The sequence below is a fragment of the Halopelagius inordinatus genome (assembly GCF_900113245.1).
Taxonomy (GTDB): Archaea; Halobacteriota; Halobacteria; order Halobacteriales; family Haloferacaceae; genus Halopelagius; species Halopelagius inordinatus.
Genome location: NZ_FOOQ01000007.1, coordinates 58,357 through 78,345, shown reverse-complemented (window position 1 = coordinate 78,345; position 19,989 = coordinate 58,357). Strand labels below are relative to the sequence as shown.

At 57.3% G+C, this 19,989-nt stretch carries 24 protein-coding genes; 13 read left to right on the top strand and 11 right to left on the bottom strand.

All coding sequences use genetic code 11. From position 1 onward, the window contains the following. Position 1 precedes the first annotated feature (1 nt). From BM167_RS16375 to BM167_RS16360, 4 genes are all read right to left on the bottom strand, one after another. Positions 2-250 (bottom strand): hypothetical protein, encoded by a 249-nt coding sequence (locus tag BM167_RS16375; RefSeq protein ID WP_092893803.1) that lies wholly within the window; start codon positions 248-250, stop codon positions 2-4. 202 nt (positions 251-452) lie between these two features. Beyond that, positions 453-635, bottom strand: a complete 183-nt coding sequence (gene xseB, locus BM167_RS16370; protein ID WP_092893802.1) for an exodeoxyribonuclease VII small subunit — start codon at positions 633-635, stop codon at positions 453-455. A gap of 2 nt (positions 636-637) precedes the next feature. Beyond that, entirely contained in the window at positions 638-1,690 is a 1,053-nt protein-coding gene (gene xseA, locus BM167_RS16365; RefSeq protein ID WP_092893801.1) for an exodeoxyribonuclease VII large subunit, read from the bottom strand. A gap of 75 nt (positions 1,691-1,765) precedes the next feature. Continuing rightward, positions 1,766-1,933 (bottom strand): DNA-binding protein, encoded by a 168-nt coding sequence (locus BM167_RS16360; protein WP_004048632.1) that lies wholly within the window; start codon positions 1,931-1,933, stop codon positions 1,766-1,768. 136 nt (positions 1,934-2,069) lie between these two features. Here BM167_RS16360 and BM167_RS16355 point away from each other — a divergent pair, with 136 nt between their 5' ends. After that, positions 2,070-2,363 carry a PadR family transcriptional regulator gene (locus tag BM167_RS16355; protein WP_092893800.1) on the top strand — a complete coding sequence of 98 codons (294 nt, stop codon included), beginning with the start codon at positions 2,070-2,072 and terminating at the stop codon, positions 2,361-2,363. 118 nt (positions 2,364-2,481) lie between these two features. Here BM167_RS16355 and BM167_RS16350 read toward each other — a convergent pair whose 3' ends face one another. Continuing rightward, the gene (locus tag BM167_RS16350) at positions 2,482-2,871 is read right to left on the bottom strand and encodes an SHOCT domain-containing protein (protein WP_092893799.1); all 390 of its coding nucleotides are present in this window, start codon (positions 2,869-2,871) and stop codon (positions 2,482-2,484) included. Positions 2,872-2,901: 30 nt separating this feature from the next. Next, entirely contained in the window at positions 2,902-3,462 is a 561-nt protein-coding gene (locus BM167_RS16345; RefSeq protein WP_092893798.1) for a DoxX family protein, read from the bottom strand. 111 nt (positions 3,463-3,573) lie between these two features. On the opposite strand from BM167_RS16345, the gene BM167_RS16340 reads away from it, so the two are divergent. Genes BM167_RS16340 through BM167_RS16330 form a run of 3 tightly spaced genes read left to right on the top strand, consistent with a single transcriptional unit; the run spans position 3,574 to position 5,163 of the window. After that, entirely contained in the window at positions 3,574-3,924 is a 351-nt protein-coding gene (locus BM167_RS16340; RefSeq protein ID WP_092893797.1) for an ArsR/SmtB family transcription factor, read from the top strand. A gap of 3 nt (positions 3,925-3,927) precedes the next feature. Further along, on the top strand, positions 3,928-4,203 hold the full coding sequence (locus BM167_RS16335) for a DUF7521 family protein (RefSeq protein ID WP_092893796.1): 276 nt from the start codon (positions 3,928-3,930) through the stop codon (positions 4,201-4,203). A 27-nt stretch (positions 4,204-4,230) separates the two neighbouring features. After that, positions 4,231-5,163 carry an alpha/beta fold hydrolase gene (locus tag BM167_RS16330; RefSeq protein WP_092893795.1) on the top strand — a complete coding sequence of 311 codons (933 nt, stop codon included), beginning with the start codon at positions 4,231-4,233 and terminating at the stop codon, positions 5,161-5,163. 4 nt (positions 5,164-5,167) lie between these two features. Here the strand turns inward: BM167_RS16330 and BM167_RS16325 are convergent, their stop codons facing one another. Beyond that, positions 5,168-5,464 carry a YHS domain-containing protein gene (locus BM167_RS16325; protein ID WP_177213398.1) on the bottom strand — a complete coding sequence of 99 codons (297 nt, stop codon included), beginning with the start codon at positions 5,462-5,464 and terminating at the stop codon, positions 5,168-5,170. 439 nt (positions 5,465-5,903) lie between these two features. Here BM167_RS16325 and BM167_RS16315 point away from each other — a divergent pair, with 439 nt between their 5' ends. From BM167_RS16315 to BM167_RS16300, 4 genes are all read left to right on the top strand, one after another. Further along, on the top strand, positions 5,904-7,376 hold the full coding sequence (locus BM167_RS16315) for an ABC1 kinase family protein (RefSeq protein ID WP_177213397.1): 1,473 nt from the start codon (positions 5,904-5,906) through the stop codon (positions 7,374-7,376). 72 nt (positions 7,377-7,448) lie between these two features. Next, positions 7,449-8,177, top strand: coding sequence for a meso-2,3-butanediol dehydrogenase (locus BM167_RS16310; protein ID WP_092893793.1), 729 nt, complete (start codon positions 7,449-7,451; stop codon positions 8,175-8,177). A 179-nt stretch (positions 8,178-8,356) separates the two neighbouring features. Then, positions 8,357-8,857: a CBS domain-containing protein gene (locus BM167_RS16305; RefSeq protein ID WP_058365806.1), complete on the top strand. Its 501-nt coding sequence runs from the start codon at positions 8,357-8,359 to the stop codon at positions 8,855-8,857. A 59-nt stretch (positions 8,858-8,916) separates the two neighbouring features. Then, a complete protein-coding gene (locus BM167_RS16300) occupies positions 8,917-9,552 on the top strand; it encodes an adenylate kinase (RefSeq protein ID WP_080508370.1) in 636 nt (211 codons plus the stop codon). Positions 9,553-9,811: 259 nt separating this feature from the next. On the opposite strand, the gene BM167_RS16295 is transcribed toward BM167_RS16300, so the two are convergent. From BM167_RS16295 to BM167_RS16275, 4 genes are all read right to left on the bottom strand, one after another. Then, complete coding sequence (locus tag BM167_RS16295; protein WP_058365807.1) at positions 9,812-10,912, bottom strand: succinylglutamate desuccinylase/aspartoacylase family protein; 1,101 nt, start codon at positions 10,910-10,912, stop codon at positions 9,812-9,814. Then, the gene (locus tag BM167_RS16290) at positions 10,909-11,526 is read right to left on the bottom strand and encodes a methyltransferase family protein (RefSeq protein WP_092893792.1); all 618 of its coding nucleotides are present in this window, start codon (positions 11,524-11,526) and stop codon (positions 10,909-10,911) included. Before BM167_RS16290 ends, BM167_RS16295 begins: the two co-directional genes overlap by 4 nt. Before the next feature lie 5 nt (positions 11,527-11,531). Next, entirely contained in the window at positions 11,532-13,496 is a 1,965-nt protein-coding gene (locus BM167_RS16285; protein ID WP_092893791.1) for a copper-translocating P-type ATPase, read from the bottom strand. A gap of 277 nt (positions 13,497-13,773) precedes the next feature. Further along, positions 13,774-13,971: a heavy-metal-associated domain-containing protein gene (locus tag BM167_RS16275; protein ID WP_092893789.1), complete on the bottom strand. Its 198-nt coding sequence runs from the start codon at positions 13,969-13,971 to the stop codon at positions 13,774-13,776. Between the two features lie 134 nt (positions 13,972-14,105). On the opposite strand from BM167_RS16275, the gene BM167_RS16270 reads away from it, so the two are divergent. From BM167_RS16270 to BM167_RS16250, 5 genes are all read left to right on the top strand, one after another. Next, the gene (locus BM167_RS16270) at positions 14,106-14,696 is read left to right on the top strand and encodes an AsnC family transcriptional regulator (RefSeq protein WP_092893788.1); all 591 of its coding nucleotides are present in this window, start codon (positions 14,106-14,108) and stop codon (positions 14,694-14,696) included. A gap of 94 nt (positions 14,697-14,790) precedes the next feature. After that, positions 14,791-17,397 carry a heavy metal translocating P-type ATPase gene (locus tag BM167_RS16265; protein ID WP_092893787.1) on the top strand — a complete coding sequence of 869 codons (2,607 nt, stop codon included), beginning with the start codon at positions 14,791-14,793 and terminating at the stop codon, positions 17,395-17,397. A gap of 17 nt (positions 17,398-17,414) precedes the next feature. After that, the gene (locus tag BM167_RS19020) at positions 17,415-17,639 is read left to right on the top strand and encodes a DUF7123 family protein (RefSeq protein ID WP_092893786.1); all 225 of its coding nucleotides are present in this window, start codon (positions 17,415-17,417) and stop codon (positions 17,637-17,639) included. Further along, complete coding sequence (locus BM167_RS16255; RefSeq protein WP_092893785.1) at positions 17,636-18,637, top strand: DUF63 family protein; 1,002 nt, start codon at positions 17,636-17,638, stop codon at positions 18,635-18,637. Before BM167_RS19020 ends, BM167_RS16255 begins: the two co-directional genes overlap by 4 nt. Positions 18,638-18,705: 68 nt before the next feature. Further along, positions 18,706-19,842 carry an NAD(P)/FAD-dependent oxidoreductase gene (locus BM167_RS16250; RefSeq protein ID WP_245781403.1) on the top strand — a complete coding sequence of 379 codons (1,137 nt, stop codon included), beginning with the start codon at positions 18,706-18,708 and terminating at the stop codon, positions 19,840-19,842. Positions 19,843-19,989 lie beyond the last annotated feature (147 nt).

The window sequence follows — 19,989 nt, the reverse complement described above, 5'->3', positions numbered from 1 at the left end:
GTTACTCCTCTGCGTCGTCGACGAGTGCTTTCAGATCAGCGTAGCGGTTGGTCTCGTCGACGATCTCGTCTTTCGTGTAGCCCTGTTCGCGGGCCCGTTCGAAGAGATCTCGAAGCTCGTCGGGGTCGACGTCGCGAAGCTTCATCTCATCTCGGAGGGCGCGGCGATAGAGAGCGGACCCGTTGATATGGCTGTTCCACGTCAGGTACAGATCATCGATGTCTTCGATGGTGACTGCCCGTGTGATCATATGTGCGGGGTGGGTATGCACCGGTTGAACCCCGGTCCATGGTGGTGCGATAGCTAGAAGATCGGTATATGCTTTCTGGCCACCAACTGGCGCAAAAAGCTAAAGTAAATTATAACCGGAGCGCTCGTTCACCTCGCAAAGGTACCGTTAACCAACAAAGGGTTAGATACCGTTGTCTGTTGGTTAAGGCTAGGATGGCGCTCTACTCGAGTTCCACGACCTCTCCACGCCCGTTGTCGAGAATTTGCCGCACTTCGGCCAAGAGTTCCTGACCTTCCTCGTGGAGCCTTGTCCCTTCATCGAGGTCACACTCGTCCGCATCGAGCTGCTCAATGATTTCTTCGACACGGGTCAGCCGGTCGTGGATCTCTTTGTCGTTTGCCACCCTTAGATCACCCCCAGCCACAGCGCAGTGATAATCAACAGCAGCAACAGCAACACACCGATGGCGGCCTTGTAGTAGATTGGCGGAAGCCCCTCGGGAGCGGCCGCCTCGTCAACTGCTTCGGCGAGCTCCTGTTCGTGTTCGTGGTCCTGCTGGAAGGTCTCGTACGCGGCAACAAGCTGTTGCTCCAGCGGCTCGATCTCGCTCGCGAGGAACTCCTCACGCGAATTCGCGATATACTCGCCGGCGGCCGTCGGCGTGATCGTTGCGACATCCGCCACCTGATCGGCGATTAGCCGGTCGTCAGTGTGCCCGATCGCGGTGACGATGGGCGTGTTCGCGGTGAAGATGGCTTCCGCGACCCGCTCGGTGTTGAACGCCTGGAGGTTCGAATCACTCCCACCGCCGCGGCCGACGATGATGGCGTCGACGTCCTCCGAGCGGTCGAGATGATGGATGCCGTTCGCGATGGACGTCGGCGCCTCCGACCCCTGGACGGTCGCGTCCTTCACCAAGATATCAACGGTGGGGTCCTGTCCGTGGATCGCGTTCTGGATGTCGTACCGGGCGTCTCCTCGAAGGGACGTGACGACGCCGACCCGCTCCGGGAACGCCGGCGGTTGCTGTTTCTGCTCGTCGTCGAACCAGCCACGCTCTTCGAGTTCGCTTCGCAGTCGTTCGACGGCAGCCGCCTGGTCGCCGTCGCCGACGACGATCACTTCCCACGGTTTGAGGTCGATCTTCCCACCCTCGACCCAGTAGTCGATATCGCCCTCGAGGATGACCTCGGTCCCGTCCTCGAGATCGACGTCCATCTCCCGGTAACGGTTCGCCCAGATCATACAGGGGAGCTCGGCCTGGCCGTCGGTGAGCGTGAAGTAGAGCGCCGTGCTATTCTGGTGGAGATCAGTGACCTCCCCGATACAGCGGACGCCGTTGAGGGCACGCGTGTCCTGAACGACCGACGCGATCCGGTCGTTCAGCTGGGACACGCTAAGGACCTCTCTCGCATCGGGTTCGACCGCCTGCCGTTCGGTATCCGGTGCGTCCGCCATCTCCGTTTCCTAACTTCTGAACAGGAACCTCAAAAAGCTACGTTCGAGTGCCGGGTTTGGCTGCGTTACGCAGGCCTACAGGTCGCGGGGCTGGACCGTTTTCCGGTCGTTGGCCTCAGCACGCTCTGCGGCGTCGTCGAGCAGTTCGGCGACCTCTTCGTTGAGGGCATCGTAGAAATCTGCCGAGACGTTGTGGTCCGAGAGTGCGTCCTTCACGGCTGCTTTGACGATTAGGTCAGACATTCCATCGCGGACTTCTCTTGTCCACTATATAAAGGTTCGAAGTTCTCACGCAGGGTTCTCGCCTCGTCGTATCGAATATTGGCCTTCGAGCACCAGAGAGAACATATGCCACCCCTCAAAGATAGGGAACGGACGGATGCACGATCTAACCGGGTTCCAGCGGGATATCTTGTACGTGATCGCCGGGCTTGAGGAACCACACGGGCTCGCAGTAAAGGCCGAACTCGACGACTACTACGAACAGGAGATCAACCACGGCCGGCTCTATCCGAATCTGGACACGCTCGTCGAGAAAGGCCTCGTCGAGAAAGGTGAGAAGGACCGCCGGACGAACGTCTATACGCTCACGCGCCGCGGCCGCCGTGAAATCGAAGCTCGCCGTGAGTGGGAGCATCAGTACATCGAGATTGGAGAGTCTGCGCCTGCGTAGGTTCTCTCGTACAGATCAGCTACTCCAATGTCCATGAATTATCTGAAAATCCGCGATGGGTGTGATTTCCATCTCGGAGGATGTCGGTAGTAGCTCTCCTCTTCGGTAGCGACGTATGTTAGCGATTCGCCGCGAGGCGGCCACGGCGGCGTTCGAATTCTTCGTCGTCGATCTCACCGCGGGCGTACTGCTCACGGAGAGTCACGAGGGCTCTATCCTCGGCGGGTCCGTCAGCCTGAGATCGGGTAGCCAGCCAATAGACGAGATAGATGGGTAGACCAATGATGAGGGCCATCCAGAGGATGCCGAACAGCATCATGCCCCATCCCCATAGCCCCCAGCCGGTCATGTGGCCGTCGTCCCACATTCCGTAGTGCCAGTCCCACATCACCGCGTCCGGGACGGCTGCGTGCGTCAGGGCCATACCCCCGATAACCGCGACCGTCAGCGCACCGACGACGATCAGTCCGAGGGAACGAGTACCGCGTGGTTGAATTGAGTTTGTCATGTATATTTCTCCTGAAATGGTTCGGCGTGGTTAGCCGAGGATGTACTCGAGGACGGGGTAGCGCTCGACGAGCGCCTCGCCGCCGACCTCGTACTGTTCGATGTACTTGTCGAGCCCGAGGATGCGGCCCGCACCGAACGCCGCAACCGCGAGGAACACGAGCATGTACGCGAAGTCGCCATTGATGACGCCGTGGGCGATGTCCCAGTTCCCGAAGTAGAACATGACCATCATGAGCGCGCCGAAGAACGCCGCGAGGCGGACGACAGCGCCGACGAGCAGTCCGAGACCGATGAACAGCTCGCCCCACGGGACAGCTACGTTCGCGAACTCGACGAACCACGGGGTCGAACCCATCCACGCGAACATTCCCGCGAGGGGGTTGCCGTTGGTCGCCGCGACGTTCGAGAGGTAGCTACCCGCCGCGAATTCGCCCGTTATCTTCGTGAACCCGGAGTACGCGAACGCATACCCCATCATGAGGCGGAGTGCGAGCACGAACCACGCGCTGAGGCTGTGGACGCGGCCACCGACGGTCAGGCCACCGACCTTGCTCTCAAGTTGGTTAACGCCAGAGGGAATCGTAGACATTGTTACTTCACCGAGTGAGAGTACGCAGGGAGAGACGATATACCGGTGAGCCAGTGTTCTGAGTCAGAAAACCGGGCGGCTATTTTACCCCATTAGGACGAGTATGCGAGTGTGACTGAGGAGTTGAGCCCACCAGCCGTCTTTGCCACACTCGACGACGAGTACGCTCGCGATATTCTCGTGGCGACGAACACGGACCGACTCTCTGCAAAAGAACTCAGCGAGGAATGCGATATGTCACGCCCAACCGTCTCTCGTCGCGTCAACACACTCGTCGAGCAAGGACTTCTCGAAGAGTACACGCACGTCGATCCCGCTGGTCGGCACTATCGGGAGTATGAGGCACGTCTCGAACGTATCGAAGTCCTCCTCCGAGACGAGGGGTTTGACATCCATATCGATGTCCGGCCGGATCCCGCGGACCGGATTACATCCATCTTCGAAAACATGCGAGGAGACTGATTCATGGAACACACATTATTCGTCATCGCCAAGTTGTTCATGACCGCGTTGGCTCTGGTTATCGCGTACCAAGCCTATCGCGGCTACCAACGCCACGGAACACAGCTGATGCTCTACGTCGCCCTTGGGTTCGCACTAATTGGCTTCGGCGGGCTCCTCGAAGGAGTTCTATTCGAACTGCTCCAGGTATCGATCTTTCAGGCGGGTCTCGTGGCTGCACTAGTCGCGGCGGCGGGAATGCTTTCCATCCTGTATGCGCTCTATGCGCCGAATCCCTGAATATCCCACTCGACAAAGTGTTTCGGTATGTCCTCATCTGACTTCCCTCTGGGATACGTCAAGTTCGACGATGTTCGAGAGTCGGTCCCAGAATCGACACCCATTCAGGTGTCAGAATCAGTCACACTGGAGACACTGCATCTTCCTGGTCCAGACCCAGCAATCGTATTTGTCCACGGTGGTCTCGGGTCACTTTGGAATCCGTACCCACAGCTTGACGCTTTTAAAGGGAGGCACAAACTAGTCACGTACGCGCTCGCCGGCAACGGAGAATCGACCACACGCCAAGAGCAGACCCTTTCGGGACATGTTTCCGATCTCGCGAATCTCCTCGATGAACTCGACATCGAGTGCCCTATCGTCCACGGCCACAGTTATGGTACCGCCCTCGCAATCGAGTACGCGAAGCGCAACCCGACGGCCGGGCTCGTTTTGCATGCTGGGGGTGACCACGACCTAACACCCACGTGGGAGAAACCGCTCTTACGACTGTTTCTCGCACTACAACTCTACAAGATTCCCGCGAACGACGCGCTCATACGGCAGTTAGCCTACAGCGTAGGCTTCCACGAAGGGACGTCACGTGCCGTTGTCGAAGATTTCCTGCAATCGAACCCACTTCCCCACCGTCGCTCAGCGTGGACGACTGTCACCGAGGCCTTCTGGGGGTACGACGGTCGCCTCGATATTGAGCGAGTCGATGCCCCAACGCTCGTCATCCACGGACCAGCCGACGGTATTGTTCCCATCGAGCGGGCACGCGGAACCGCGAGGCGGATTCCTGAGAGCGTTTTCTGCAGGCTACAGCGTACCGGTCACGTCGCTATGATTGAGCGCCCGAATGCGTATAACAGTCTGCTTGAAGCACTCATCAAGACGGTTCGAGAGGACCGGGATTTGGAAATGACGGTTCGAGAATCGGTCGACGAAAACGGTAGCGAAGTATCCGAAGTTCGCTAAGGAATCACGATCGTTCTGCTGCTTTATTCGCCCGTTCGAGATCGAACTGAAGGTCGGTATCGTCCTCGAGACCGACGCTCAGCAATTCCGGGTCGGCGACCGTCAGGTTGAACTCACCGACGGCGCGGCCGTAGTGCAAGCGCGGTACCATTACGCCACTCGCATCACAGAGGTGGGGTCGTGGCTCGTCGACGAATCGCTTCGGGTGCTCTTCGAAGAAATCACGACAGTCGGACGAACAGAAGTAGAACGTCGTCCCCTCGAAATCGGCGGTGATTTCGCTTGAGTCGCTGGCTTCCATACCGCAGACCGACTCAACTGGCATACTGGCAGTACGCCTCGCCCTTCCATAAACGTCAGTCGGCCATTTGCTACTGTGCGTAGGCTCCCTACTCGGTGTATACTGCGGGCTGTTTCTCGAAGCGCTGTCGACATTCTTCGCTACAGAGATAGTACGTCACCTGGTCGTGCCGGACTGAAGCTACCGCTTCGTCAACTCTGAGTTGCATACCGCAGACGGGATCCCTCGGCATTCTGTTCACAGATCCGTCTCCAAGCCGATTGGGTATTTCGAAGTAGGTCGACGGGCACGTATTAAGGGCCGTCGGAAGAACTCTATGACAACGCCCATGGTTCGATTTCTTCTCCGTCTAATTCGTATTCTCGGGACGTTCACTCCGTTCATCCTACGCTTTCTCCGTGACCGGCATCGGTTTCTGATCGTCGGTGGGTCACGCACTGTGCCACGGGACCAGCACGAGCAGCGTGCCCGCCGTCTACGGGAGGCGATGCTCAACCTTGGGCCGACGTTCGTAAAGATCGGCCAAGTTCTCTCGACGCGCCCAGATCTCGTTCCGCAAGTGTACGCGGAGGAGTTCGCAGTGCTCCAAGATGCGATCCCGGCGGGTCCGTATCGAGAGATGATTCCGGCTCTCGCCGAAGACGTCGGGTATCACTCGTACGACGACTTCGATCCCGAACCCATCGCCGGCGGATCGCTAGCACAGGTCTATCGGGCGACCTATCAGGGAAAACAGGTGGTCGTGAAAGTAAGACGCCCCGGAATCAAGGACCTCATCGAGACCGATCTGCGCATTATTCGTCGCCTCGTTCCCCTTGCACTGTTTCTCGCACCTGATCGGTTCAGTTTCTCACTCCGGAACATGGCGGACGACTTTGAGCGCATCATTCTGGAGGAACTGGACTTCGAGCGAGAGGCCCAGATGATGGAGGAGATTCGGGAAAATTTCGCTGCCGACGAGAATGAGACCGTTACGATCCCACGCGTATTTCGTGACGTCTGCTCCGAACGTGTCCTCACCATGGAGTACGCCGAGGGAACGAAGGTTACTGACCTCGAGGAACTCGAAGCGAAGGGCTACGATCCGGAGAACGTCGCCCGACGAGTGGCGAATGCCTACTTCACGATGGGACTCGATCACGGTGTGTACCACGGCGATCCCCATCCTGGAAATCTCGCTGTCGACGATGATGGCCGCATCGTATTCTACGACTTCGGGATGAGCGGTCGGTTCACGCCGGCGATGCAAGCGAGCGTGATCAACCTCTATCTGGCCGCTGTCAACCGGGATGTCGAATCCATCATCGACGAACTTGTCGCCCTTGGTGCACTCGATCCCGACGCCGACAGGGCCGCCGTCGGCCACGTTCTCGAGTTAGTTATCGATGACCTCGAAGGGAGTGGTGATGTGAACTGGCAGCAGATAATCGACGTGGTCGTCGGAATGCTCCGAGAGTTTCCGTTTCGTATCCCGCCAGACGTGATGTTAGTCATTCGGGTGGGATCGATCGGTGAAGGTGTTCTTAGACAGCTCGATCCCGAGTTCAATATCCTCGCAGCTGCGCAGGCGTTCCTCCGTGAACACGGCTTCCTCCAGCGAGCAGCCCGGATGAAACTCGCCGAAGCTCAGTCCGACATCGAAACCTCCCTCTGGGCCCTCCTCCGGCTACCCACGAAATTGGATCGTGAACTGGACGCACGAGAACAGGAACGCACAGTGATACCTCAGGAGATCGCACAGAGCCAACGACGGCAGACTCGTTCGATCGGGTACGCCATCCTCGCAGGAGGAACATTTGTAGCGAGTGGTCTCGCATTATCCGTAAGTCAGATCTCTGCTACTGTTGGGATCGTCGTCGCACTCGGCTTCACCATTTTATTCATTCATTCATCAAGGCAACAGCGTCGATAACTGGTATCTCGAATACGGAGTACCCCCACGACGCCTCAAACTATTTTGTGGCGTCTATGCGAAGTACCTGATATGCTCAAAGATAAAGTTGCGATCATCACTGGTGGTGCAACCGGGATCGGCAAAGCAATTGCTTCGAAGTACATTGATTACGGAGCCGAAGTCGTTATCGCAGGTCGCACGGAAGAAACCGGCCGAGAGACTGCCGAAGAACTCGGCTGTGAATTCCACCAATGTGACGTCACGGAGTATGAGCAGGTAGAGACCCTCGTCAACAGTACGGTTGACGAATACGGACAGCTTGACGCAATCGTAAACAACGCTGGAATTGGCCAAGTAGGGTCCATCGAAGAAATGTCGCTCGAAGAGTGGGATACGGTCATTCAAATTAATCTCACAGGGGTTATGTACGGCTCGCGAGCGGCGATCCCGTATCTCAAAGACAGTGAGGGGTGCATCATTAATGTCGCGTCGATTTATGGCCTCGTTGGTGGTCCTGGATCACCTGCCTATTCGGCAGCAAAAGGTGGTGTCGTGAATTTCACACGAGAGCTCGCCATCGACTACGCCACAGAAGGGATACGTGTCAATAGTATCTGCCCTGGATTCGTTGAAACGCCGATGACAGACGACTACCTCGACCAGGAACAGTTCTACGAGTTCGTCCGAGACGAGACACCCATGCAGCGAGTGGCCGAACCCGAGGAGATCGGCGGCATTGCGATGTTTCTCGCCTCTGATGAGGCGTCGTACATCACGGGTACAAACATTCCTGTCGACGGAGGCTGGACTGCCCACTAGTAACTACGGTCGCACATTCACCACACTTGGTTCCAACATTACGCGGGAGACCAGTCGGATAGTAGCAGCGCAAAACGTGCTACTATCTACCGAAGGCAAGCACCGTAACTCCCTGCGTTGCCTCTCTGAAGTGAGGAACTGCCGCCATATTATTTAGTCTCTCTAACCAATCCCCCAGTATGGAACAGAATCGATCCGATCTCACACTACGTGTTGGGAGTATCGCCGACGAGTCAGTTGGTCGCGTTATTCCGGATACGTCGGTAGCAGAGGTCGCCCAAACGATGGTCGCGCAAACCAAATGTGCCCGCTACGTCGTTGTGGAAGAAAACGACCAGCTCGTGGGCATCATTACAGATCGAGATTTGATTGGCGCGCTCCTCACGCCAGATAGTGAGTTCAACGTTCTCGCAACGGATCAGAGCGAATCCAACATAACCGCCGGAGATGTGATGACCTCCGACCCCCTCACCGTAACGCCTGAGGCGGAGGTACCGAGGGTACTGCGACAAATGAACGAGGCGGCTGCCCGCCATGTTCCCGTTGTCGAAGATGGCTCAGTTGTGGGGATCGTCACCCTTGACGATCTCATCACTCACCTCGCGGGAGAAGCTGCCCATGTCTCCGCACAGATGGACAATCTCTCCGGGATCATCCGGTCAGAGTCCCAGAGAAAGTAACCTCCGCATCTGAGACTCTCGATACGTGTCTTTTTCGTGACTGACATCAAAAGAGAGACATGGCCGAACCACGGATTCTAATCCTCGGTGGACCAGGCGCAGGAAAGGGGACGCAGAGTAGAAAGGCTTCTGAGGAGTTTAATGTAAAGCATATCACTACCGGGGAGCTCCTTCGGGCAAATAAGGACAGGGATATTTCAGAATTTGAATCAGAGTATGATGTCCCGCGCACATATATGGATCAAGGTGAGCTTGTTCCGGACGAGGTTGTCACTCTGCTCGTTAAAGAGGCTCTATCGCAAGTCAATGGCTTTGTTCTGGATGGGTATCCCCGCAACGTAGAACAGGCTGAGGAACTCAATAATATGACCGACGTTGACGTTATTCTATATCTTGACGTAGACGAGGAGGAACTTGTTCAACGACTCACGGGTCGCCGTATAGACCCAAAAACAGGGGACACTTATCATATAAAATATAGTCCGCCTGAAGATCCTGAAGTTGAAAGACGACTTGAGCAGCGGGATGACGATACCGAGGAGACAGTCCGTGAACGTCTACGTGTATTTCGTGAGACCACTGAACCAGTTATTGAATACTACGAAGAACGAGGTCAACTGGAACGTGTCGACGGAAAACAGTCTCCTGATGAAGTCTGGGTTGACGTAAGGAAAGCGGTTGAAAACGCGCAATAGGTCGCGAAAAAGTTGGGGTGAGCGTTACTATACCGGGCATCACCTAGCAGATCTGTACATTTTACACACTGGTACCCGGCGAGTCTGTAGTTGAGAGGGCACGATCTTGCTGAGGTGATCTCGACGATGTTCGATAAAAGCCGACCATCATACCGTACGAATTAGAACTTGGAACGGTTATTGGCCGAAGAACGATCCAGTAGGCAATTATGGGGGGCTCTTCGAACCGATGAAGAGCCTGTCAGCAGACGCTGGCCCGTCAAGAGAGCGGATCTCGTCCTTCATACTCACCGCTCTCACCATATTCCGGCCGCTGGAAACCACCCTCACGGTAGACATCGAACTCACCCCGCTCGATGTCGTCCCGGATGATGTCTGCGGTCGTTTCGTCGACGCTCACGAAGTGACACAGCGGATGCCCCGGGTACGCGACTGCGTTCTCGAGTACACCGACGACGAGGCCAGTTGACGGTGCACGAACGACTTCGACCTCATCTTTGAAGTGATCGGAGATAGTGAACAGCTGCTCCCCGTCCTCGACGAGCGGCTGTGGGCCCCACTTCATATCGACGAGTCCGCCGGTGGCAGCACGAAGCCACGTCTTCTCACCGTCGCGTGCGACCACACGCGTCCACCCAGGCCAAGAGACCGGCCGGTCTGGCAGAACCTCATGTTCAGCGAGGACACTCGCCACGCAGTGAAGGGCGCGTTCGAGATGCGTCGATTGGAACCGGTGGGCGCGCCCCATCTCCACAGTTACGGTCGGAACCCCCGTCTTCGATGCTGCCTTTCGGAGCGTCCCGTTTGAGCCTTCACCGTCGAGAATCACGCTCGTTCCGAATGCACGGGCGATGCGTTCGACGTCAGAGTCGCGCATATCTGCCCGAACGTGATACATCGTCGTCCTGTTGCGCGTCGAGGTGTGGAAATCCAGCCCTAGGTCGCACTTCGAGACGAATTCCTCGAAGATAGTATGGGCGAGACGTTTCGCCATCGTTCCCTGTGGATTCCCGGGGAACGACCGGTTGAGGTCCTCGTCATAGATCGGGATGTAGCGCTGTTGGGCCATGAATCCCGGGACGTTCAGTACGTGGAGGCAGACGAGTGCCCCGTGGATGTCCGGGGGACCGTAGGTTTCTGCGACCTCTTGGACGATCTTGATGCCGTTCAGTTCGTCGCCGTGCACGGCAGCACTGAGGAACATCGCCGGGCCATCATTCTCTCCGTTGACGACCGTGACCGGAATGTCGATCGGGTCGCCGTGGAAACTTGTTCCCACCGAATAGCGGAACTGGCGCTTCTCTCCGGGTGAGATGGTTCGGCCGCCGACCTCAATCGGTTGTGTCGCGGATCCAGTCATTGAGAATCACTCTCGGACTGCTCTGAATGTGTCTGCGCTGCACGTCTACTGGGTTTACCAAGGAATCGTGGAACCGCCTCGCAGTATGACTCGTATTCGCCCCCGTACTGCTCGCGGAGCCACGGCTCTTCGGCGAGTGGTGCGAGCAGGAACCACACGATTCCACCGATAGCGAGAATGACCGTTTGAATCGAACCTGCGAGGAGGCCTCCGCTGGCGAGCATGGTGATGAACCCCACGTACTGTGGATTGCGAGAGAAGCGATACGGTCCCTCAGTTTGAAGGTGGCCTTCGAGACCACTGCTCTCCCAGAATCCGAGTGTCCACATCGCCCAGATAGACAGCGCTGTGCCTGCTACGAAAACAAGCACACTGACGAGTTGCACCACCACCGGTGGTTCGTACCAGTGCCACCAGTCGAGGTATGCAATGCCGACCAGACCCACGACGTATAGCGTCCAGGCTGTCCAGCTGACCCAGAACGTCCAGTTCCGCGTCCCGTGCGGCCAGAACCGGAATGTCGGACTGACGATGGTGGCAAGGAGGCCACCCAGTAGGAGTCCCCCGGATAGGAGACTGACGCTGAACAATGTCTGTGTCGCCTGGAGTGCCATAGGGATCACGCACCAATGTCGGGCACGGAAATATCGGCGCTGCGGAGACGACGGGCGTTGATAGCGACGATGATTGTCGAGAGAGACATGAACACCGCGCCGATCGCCGGCGACAGCAGGATACCGATAGGCGCGAGGACTCCGGCAGCGAGTGGGAGCGCGAAGACGTTGTAGCCGGTCGCCCAGACCAGATTCTCCTGCATCTTCCGGTAGCTCGCCTTCGAGAGCTTGATGAGACGGACGACATCCAGGGGATTGTTGTCGACGAGGATGATATCGCCCGACTCGATGGCGACGTCGGTCCCTGAACCGATGGCAATACCGACATCTGCTCGCGTGAGCGCCGGCGCGTCGTTGACGCCGTCGCCGACCATCGCGACCAGTTTCCCCTCGGACTGGAGCGCTTCGACTTTCGTGTCCTTTTCGTCGGGGAGTACCTCCGCGAAGTACTGGTCGATGCCGAGTTCCTCCGAGACAGCCCGTGCGACGTCCTCCGAGTCGCCGGTGAGCATTGCCACCTCAATATCCATCGCGTGTAGCGCCTCGATGGCCTGCCGGCTTTCCTCCCGAATAACGTCCGCGAGCGCGAATGCTGCAACGACTTCGGATTCGTCGTGAACCAGGTAGATAACCGTCTCTGCGTTCGAGCCGGCTTCCTCCGCGAAGGCAGCGATGCCGTCCGATCGTTCGATATCGAATTTCTCGATCAGGTTTGGTCCACCGATATGAACCGTCTCACCGTCCACAGTGGCTCTGACGCCGAGACCGCGGAAGTTCTCGAAGTTCGAAACGCTCGCTCGCTGGACGCCCCGTTCCTCGGCGGCGTCCCGGATGGCGCGAGCGATCATGTGCTCAGAGTCACCCTCGACACCAGCGGCGACCTCGAACGCTCGCTCTTCACTCCAGTCACCTGCCGTTTCGACACCGACGACGCCCTGTTCGCCCTTTGTGAGAGTCCCGGTCTTGTCGAACATCACCGTATCGAGGTTCCGGGATTCCTCCATGGCAATGCGGTCGCGGATGAGCATCCCGTTCTTGGCAGCGGTCGAGGTGTTGATCGCTACCACGAGCGGGACGGCCAGGCCGAGTGCGTGGGGACACGCGATGACCAGTACAGTCACAACGCGCTCGAGGACGGTGATGTTGTACCCGGTGGCGACGATCCACGCGACGGCCGTAATCGCCGCGACGCCAAGTGCCACGTAGAATAGCCAGCCAGCTGCCTTGTCGGCGAGCAACTGGGTTCGAGATTTCGATTTCTGGGCTTCATCAACGAGCCGCATGATGCCCGCTAACGTCGTCTCCTCGCCCGTCTTCGTGATCTTAATGCGGAGGCTCCCGTCCTGGTTGACCGTCCCGGCGACCACTTCTGATCCAGGTTCCTTGCCCACGGACCTGGATTCGCCCGTAATCATCGATTCGTCGACGGACGACTCACCCTCGACGACTTCGCCGTCAGCAGGCACGCTCGCGCCCGGGCGAACGAGCACGACATCGTCCTCGCCGAGTTCTGAGACTGGCACTTCTTCGGTATCCCCACTCTCGGTGACGCGCTCGGCGGTGTCGGGCATGAGTTTCGCCAGTTCGTCAAGCGCCCCTGAGGCTGCTCGGACCGACCGCATCTCCACCCAGTGCCCGAGGAGCATGATGTCGATCAGCGTAACGAGTTCCCAGAAGAACGGCGTCGTCCCTTCGAGAAACAGACTCGCAATCGAGTAGATAAATGCGACCGAAATTGCCAGCGAGATGAGCATCATCATTCCCGGCTCGCGGTTTTTCAGTTCCGTTCGGGCCATTGAGAGGAATGGCACGCCACCGTACGCGAAGATGATTACCGAAAGGACAGGTGTGATCCAGACGCTTCCGGGGAACGTCGGCGCTGTGTAGCCGAAAATATCCTGAATGAATTCGCTAAAGAAGATGACTGGCACCGAGAGAACGAGCGACACCCAGAACCGTCGCCGGAACATTTCTTCGTGGCCCGAGTGATCCGTGTGATCGCCGTGATCCCCATGTCCCCCTTCGTGGGTGTTCCCACCGTGATTGTGCGCGTCGTGGGCGTGCTCCGCTTCTCCAGTGTGAGCGTGTTCGGTCTCGGAATGTTCGTGATCTGGATGGTTGCTCATAGATTGGTGTTGAGGCCGTTCGTTATAATTCTGTCCGAGCTCCGATACTCCGCGCGACTTCTGGAAATCGGAGTTGAATAAGAACGGTGGGATGTTCGTCAGCGGACGTTCCGGGGGGTTCTCAGGCAGATGCCGTGTATCCAGCGTCCTCCACGGCCTGAACCAGTTCCGTGACGTTCACGTCTCCATCGACGCTCGCTTGTTCGGTTTCGCGGTCGGCGGTCGCGTCGGTCACACCGCTCACCTCTTGAAGCGCTTCTTCGACTGTCTGTTCACAGTGACCGCACGTCATTCCCTCGACAGTGATGGTCTGCGTCATACACTTAGTACATACGAGGAGGGTATCTTTGTCAGTTTCTGCTTCGAATCCAAAGTCTAATCCCCGGTTGGGGATGGCATACGAAGCCCAACGCTGGGAAACAATATTGTAATTCGGGATACCTACGGATAGATATGCGTGATTTAGATGAGACTGACATGAAGATCCTCTCGCTGCTGGCAGAGGATGCGCGGCGTCCGTTCAGTAACATCGGTGAGGAGGTGGATCTCTCTGGTCCGGCCGTATCAGACCGCGTGAAACGGCTAGAGGAAGCCGACATCATCAACGGCTTCACGATCGACGTCAACAGGGCCCAGCTCCGAGCCGGTGTTCCGGTATTCATTCAGGCTAAGATTGAATCTGAGTCGCTGGAGTCAGCCCGCAAGCAGGCCCGGGAGTCCGATGGTGTCGAACACGTCTTCACGACCTCTGAGGGGGATCTCTGGTTTTACGCACGTGTCGAAGCTCATAACGTTCGTCAGTGGATAAATGGGCTCTTCGATGAGATCAATATAGCAGATTATACGGTCACGCTAATCGACGCAATCGAATGGACGCCATCCGTTGATGGTGCGGAGTTTGCCCTTACTTGTGCTGAATGTAACAATACCGTCGATACTGAAGGAGAGACAACTCGGATTGACGGCGAGGTCTACCACTTTTGTTGTCCGTCCTGTTTGGCGCGGTTCGAAGACCGCTATCAGCGACTCGAAGAAGGGGTGTAGTATACACTTTAGATTCCAAAATTTCTCGAGGCCAATAACCACCCTCTCGAAACAGTAAACCGCCTAAACATAGGCCCCGTATAGTAGAACGATCATGACAAGCCGAACAACCCATTTCGATATCACGGGGATGTCCTGCGCCAACTGTTCGGCGACGATTCAGGACACTCTGGAATCCCTCGACGGGGTATCGGAGGCGAACGCGAATTTCGCCACCGACGAGGGATCCGTAACCTATGACCCCGAGGAGGTATCGCTCCAAGAAATCTACGACGCTATCGACGAGTCCGGCTACGGCGCGCTCTCGGAGACGGTGACGATTGCCATCTCGGATATGACCTGTGCCAACTGCGCCGAGACCAATGAAACCGCTCTCGAGAGCACACCGGGTGTCGTTAACGCGAAGGTCAACTACGCCACCGATGAAGGACAGGTCACCTACAATCCGGCAGAGGTGTCGCTCGATGCGCTGTACGATGCCATCGAGGACGCTGGCTACTCGCCCGTCCGCGAAGATGGGGACGACGGAGAGTCGGGCCAAGACGCACGAGATGCCGCACGACAGGCTGAGACCCGGAAGCAACTCAGGCTGACTCTCTTTGGGGCAGTGTTGTCTGCACCGTTGCTCTTCTTCCTCATCGACAATTATTTGCTCGGTGGCGCGATCGTCCCTGAAGCCGTCTTCGGCGTGGAACTCGGCTGGGTTGAGTTCCTTCTCGCCACGCCGGTGCAGGCGATCCTCGGCTGGCCGTTCTATAAGAACTCGTACAAGGCGATCGTGAAGAATGGCCGCGCCAATATGGACGTGCTGATCGCGATCGGTTCAACTACGGCCTATCTATACTCTGTGGCAGTCCTTGCTGAACTCATCGCGGGTGGGCTCTACTTCGACACGGCAGCCCTCATCCTCGTGTTCATCACCCTGGGTAACTACCTTGAAGCTCGGTCGAAGGGTCAAGCGGGCGAGGCCCTCCGGAAGCTCCTCGAAATGGAAGCCGAAACGGCGACCATTGTCCACGAGGACGGCAGTGAAGAAGAAATCGCGCTTGAAGAGGTCACAACGGGTGACCGGATGAAAATCCGTCCAGGTGAGAAGATCCCCACAGACGGTGTCGTTGTCGACGGTCAGTCCGCCGTCGACGAGTCGATGGTCACTGGGGAATCTGTGCCTGTAGAGAAAGAGGAGGGCGATGAGGTCGTCGGCTCGACGATTAACGAGAACGGCGTCCTTGTCGTGGAGGCGACGAAGGTCGGAGAAGATACGGCTCTTCAACAGATCGTTCAGACTGTCAAGGAGGCGCAGTCGCGCCAGCCCGACATCCAGAACCTCGCGGACCGTATCTCCGCGTACTTCGTGCCTGCGGTCATCGCGAACGCTATCCTCTGGGCTATGGTCTGGTTCTTGTTCCCGGAGCTACTGGCTGGCTTTGTCGACTGGCTCCCGCTGTGGGGTCAGGTCGCTGGCGGCCCGGCCCCGGTCGGTGGGACCGTTTCCGTCTTCGAGTTCGCGATAATTGTCTTCGCGTCCTCGATCCTTATCGCCTGTCCCTGTGCGCTGGGGCTGGCGACGCCCGCAGCCACGATGGTCGGGACGACGATTGGTGCCCAGAACGGCGTTCTGTTCAAGGGCGGTGACATCCTCGAACGCGCAAAGGACGTCGACACGGTCGTCTTCGACAAGACGGGGACGCTCACGGAGGGTGAAATGGAACTCACCGACGTGGTCATCTTCGATAGCGATGGGAATTCAGTGGCTGATGGAGGTGAGCCGACACCAGATGGTGGACAACTCAGTACTCGTGAGCGTCTCTCCGAGGATGACGTGCTTCGGCTGGCGGCGATAGCCGAAAGCGGGAGCGAACACCCCCTCGCCCGGGCAATCGTCGAAGGGGCTGAAGAGCGCGGGCTGGACGTGACTGAGCCTGACAACTTCGAGAACGTTCCGGGCCACGGGATCAAAGCGGTCATTGGTGACAGTGAGGTGCTGGTCGGCAACCGCAAGTTGCTGCGAGACAACGACATCGACCCGTCTCCCGCCGAAGAGACGATGGAACGCCTCGAAAACGAGGGGAAGACGGCGATGCTAGTCGCCTACGAGGGTGAGCTCGTGGGTATGGTCGCCGACGCTGACACAGTGAAGGAAAGCTCCAAACAGGCTGTCACAGCACTCCAGGAGCGGGGCGTTGACGTGATGATGATTACGGGCGACAACGAACGAACTGCCCGTGCGGTCGCTAAACAGGTTGGTATCGACCCGAAGAACGTCCGGGCAGGAGTCCTTCCTGAGGACAAGTCTAACGCGGTCGACAGTATTCAAGACGAGGGCCGGCAGGCGATGATGGTTGGTGACGGGGTCAACGACGCACCGGCGCTCGCAGTGGCCCACGTCGGGACAGCAATCGGCTCCGGCACCGACGTCGCTATCGAGGCTGCGGACGTCACGCTGATGCGCGACGACCCGCTCGACGTAGTAAAGGCGATCCGCATCTCGGATGCGACACTCCAGAAGATCAAGCAGAACCTTGTGTGGGCGCTGGGGTACAACACGGCGATGATTCCGTTAGCGTCGCTCGGCCTCCTACAGCCCGTGCTCGCTGCAGCAGCAATGGCGTTCTCGTCGGTGTCGGTGCTGACGAACAGTCTCCTGTTCCGGCGGTACACCCCCGATCACGACTACAAGCTGTTCGGGTTTCTTCGCTAACCGTCACCTCTATATCAATGTCGAATATTTCCCGACAATCGGTTCGAAGGTACCTCGTCGAGACAGCCGATAGTGAGCCGACATACCTCCGGGCTCGCGAGATTGCCAGCGATCTCGACGTATCCCCAAAGGCCGTCGCGCAATACCTCAGCCAACTTCAGGACGACCTCGCAGTCGTCTCACTGGAACAGTGGGGGCGCTCTAAGAGCACGACGTGGCGCTTAGAGGTGAACGAGTCGTGAGTACTGTCACCCGGCGCGTCGAGACTGCCCTTCCGGAGACCGGCTCACGCGAGTGGTGGGCGCTGTACCTGCTGGCCCCGCTCGTCCTCATCGGTGGGGGCCTCCTCGTGTTCTCGACGCTGATATACGACCGGTTCATCTGGCAGTATCTCTGGGGACCAGTCGTCGCCGATGCGGCCGGTCAACCAGTCACGCACGAGGGGATTCGTGCTGTCCGGGGCTACAACGCGGTGAATACGGTGACCTACCTCGCGGCGGCCGTATACAGCCTTCCCGGACTACGGGCGTATCTTGACCAACTCGAGTTCACGACCGACGCACGACTGGCCTACGGGTTCGCTCCGATCATCATCGCTGGTGGGGCGATGCGCGCCCTCGAGGATATCGGACTGCTCGGCGACTACGCGGTGTGGTTCATCACGCCATCGATTTACTTCGTCGTCACCGCGATTACCGTCCTCGCGCTCGGCGTCGGCGCACTTGTGCGTGACCAAAATATCGGTTCTATCCCGCTAATAGTCGGGCTTGTCGGGTCGGTGTGGGCTGTCGGTGCTGTCGGATGGGCAGTTTGGCACGGCCTTTCGACGTCGACCCCACTCCGCCTATGGGTTCCTGTCGCGACGACGGGAATAGCTCTCGGCGTGACCGCGCTCTACTACTGGAGCGCGAGTTTCGTCAATGTCACACACCTTCGACACCCGCTAATTCTGCTGGCCGTCTTTGGCCAGCTGTGGGACGCTGCGCAGAATCTCATCGGTGTGACGTTCCTCGGCTACTCCCCCAAACTGGTCGTCACGAATCTCGTGTACCAGGCCACCGGCTTCTCTGGGTCGACGTTCGTGCTGAAACTTGTCGTGACTGTCGGCATCGTATGGTATCTCGCTGATGCGAAAGAGGAGATGAATCACACGTGGTGGTGGCTTATGACGTTCTTCATCGGAGCGATCGGACTCCCGATGGGCGTTCGCGGGTCACTTCGGATGCTGCTGGGGGCCTAATAATGGCCTCAATACTTGGTACCTAACCGATGACTCGAACATCCAGAATTGCGATAGTAGGGGGTGGGATGGCCGGACTTGCAGCAGCTACAGGATTCGACGACGCTGAATTCGACGTCGAACTGTATGAGCGTCAGTCCTTCGAGAGCAAACGCGTTAATTGCGGAGAAGCGATGACAGCGGTATCGAAGATACCACTCGAGCCGACTGTAGAGAACGGCTTTCTAAATTCGCTGCCAGCGATGGAAGTTGAGGTATATGACAGTATTGACGCCGGTCGCCGACGCACTGGAGCCGGCACTTTCCCTGCTGCAAACACATATATAACGGACCGAAATACCGTTGAGCAGTCTTGGGCAGAACAACTCTCAGAGAAGGGTGTTGACATCCACGAAAAACAGTCTATCACACGGACAGATTTCCACGAGCTCACTAAAGAGTACGATCTCGTCATTGATGCAACTGGTCAGCCATCACTCTCTAGCAAAGCACTCGGAACAACTAACGAGTATTCAGGGTATATGATAGCGCTCAACAGTGACGTTGAAGGAGATTTCACCGAGTTGTATCCGAACAGCCGGATTGTTCTAGAGAATTATACTGGGTACTCATGGGCATTCCCGAAGACACCGCAACGAGCCAACGTTGGTATCGGCTGGACGGTCAGTGATCGGCCTAGTGATTATATGAAGGCATTGAGGGAAGCCTGTAAGCGGAATGGGTGGCCAGTCCCGTCGCAGCAACGGACGAACGTCGCAATCATTCCTGAGGGACCAAGCCTCGATCCTGACAGAACCTATCTACCGGAGCACTCTGTCGTACGGGTTGGTGATGCTGCAGGTATCGCAAATCGACTCACCGGGAAGGGGATTTCACAGGCCGTTGAATCAGGATTTTTGGCCGCAGAGCTAGCTAAAGGCAATCAATTACACAGATACCCCGATAAATTATATCAGAGGATGAAAATGGAGTATATATTCGCAACAGTTGTGAGATATTTCCTTGAAACTCGTGATCCACAGATTTTGGGAGCAGCAATTCGTGCCGCCGCCGGAATCGATATTGAAGATGTTGACCGCTCTCCGAGCACAGTTCTACCCCGTCTCCTCCGCCACCCTGTCTTGTTCGCCCGAATTTTCTCGAGACGGCGAGTTTTAAAGCGTGTCTATGGAGGAATGACCAACCAGTGGGAGTTAATTGATTGACATCTACTCGGGTTAAATTCTCAGTAGCTAACAGATTCTGAGAGGATCAGTAAGTACAGGGAACTTATGTGCAGATTGGTCCATTGAACCGCTCGATATCGATCAAGAACGCCGTGATAGAGATTGTTGGAGTTAGAGTCTGAAAGA

Coding starts and splice junctions, on each gene's coding strand:
- BM167_RS16375 (WP_092893803.1), bottom strand. CDS start 250: ATGATCACACGGGCAGTCACCATCGAAGACATCGATGATCTGTACCTG.
- xseA (WP_092893801.1), bottom strand. CDS start 1,690: ATGGCGGACGCACCGGATACCGAACGGCAGGCGGTCGAACCCGATGCG.
- BM167_RS16360 (WP_004048632.1), bottom strand. CDS start 1,933: ATGTCTGACCTAATCGTCAAAGCAGCCGTGAAGGACGCACTCTCGGAC.
- BM167_RS16355 (WP_092893800.1), top strand. CDS start 2,070: ATGCACGATCTAACCGGGTTCCAGCGGGATATCTTGTACGTGATCGCC.
- BM167_RS16350 (WP_092893799.1), bottom strand. CDS start 2,871: ATGACAAACTCAATTCAACCACGCGGTACTCGTTCCCTCGGACTGATC.
- BM167_RS16345 (WP_092893798.1), bottom strand. CDS start 3,462: ATGTCTACGATTCCCTCTGGCGTTAACCAACTTGAGAGCAAGGTCGGT.
- BM167_RS16335 (WP_092893796.1), top strand. CDS start 3,928: ATGGAACACACATTATTCGTCATCGCCAAGTTGTTCATGACCGCGTTG.
- BM167_RS16330 (WP_092893795.1), top strand. CDS start 4,231: ATGTCCTCATCTGACTTCCCTCTGGGATACGTCAAGTTCGACGATGTT.
- BM167_RS16325 (WP_177213398.1), bottom strand. CDS start 5,464: ATGGAAGCCAGCGACTCAAGCGAAATCACCGCCGATTTCGAGGGGACG.
- BM167_RS16310 (WP_092893793.1), top strand. CDS start 7,449: ATGCTCAAAGATAAAGTTGCGATCATCACTGGTGGTGCAACCGGGATC.
- BM167_RS16305 (WP_058365806.1), top strand. CDS start 8,357: ATGGAACAGAATCGATCCGATCTCACACTACGTGTTGGGAGTATCGCC.
- BM167_RS16300 (WP_080508370.1), top strand. CDS start 8,917: ATGGCCGAACCACGGATTCTAATCCTCGGTGGACCAGGCGCAGGAAAG.
- BM167_RS16295 (WP_058365807.1), bottom strand. CDS start 10,912: ATGACTGGATCCGCGACACAACCGATTGAGGTCGGCGGCCGAACCATC.
- BM167_RS16290 (WP_092893792.1), bottom strand. CDS start 11,526: ATGGCACTCCAGGCGACACAGACATTGTTCAGCGTCAGTCTCCTATCC.
- BM167_RS16285 (WP_092893791.1), bottom strand. CDS start 13,496: ATGTTCCGGCGACGGTTCTGGGTGTCGCTCGTTCTCTCGGTGCCAGTC.
- BM167_RS16275 (WP_092893789.1), bottom strand. CDS start 13,971: ATGACGCAGACCATCACTGTCGAGGGAATGACGTGCGGTCACTGTGAA.
- BM167_RS16270 (WP_092893788.1), top strand. CDS start 14,106: ATGCGTGATTTAGATGAGACTGACATGAAGATCCTCTCGCTGCTGGCA.
- BM167_RS16265 (WP_092893787.1), top strand. CDS start 14,791: ATGACAAGCCGAACAACCCATTTCGATATCACGGGGATGTCCTGCGCC.
- BM167_RS19020 (WP_092893786.1), top strand. CDS start 17,415: ATGTCGAATATTTCCCGACAATCGGTTCGAAGGTACCTCGTCGAGACA.
- BM167_RS16250 (WP_245781403.1), top strand. CDS start 18,706: ATGGCCGGACTTGCAGCAGCTACAGGATTCGACGACGCTGAATTCGAC.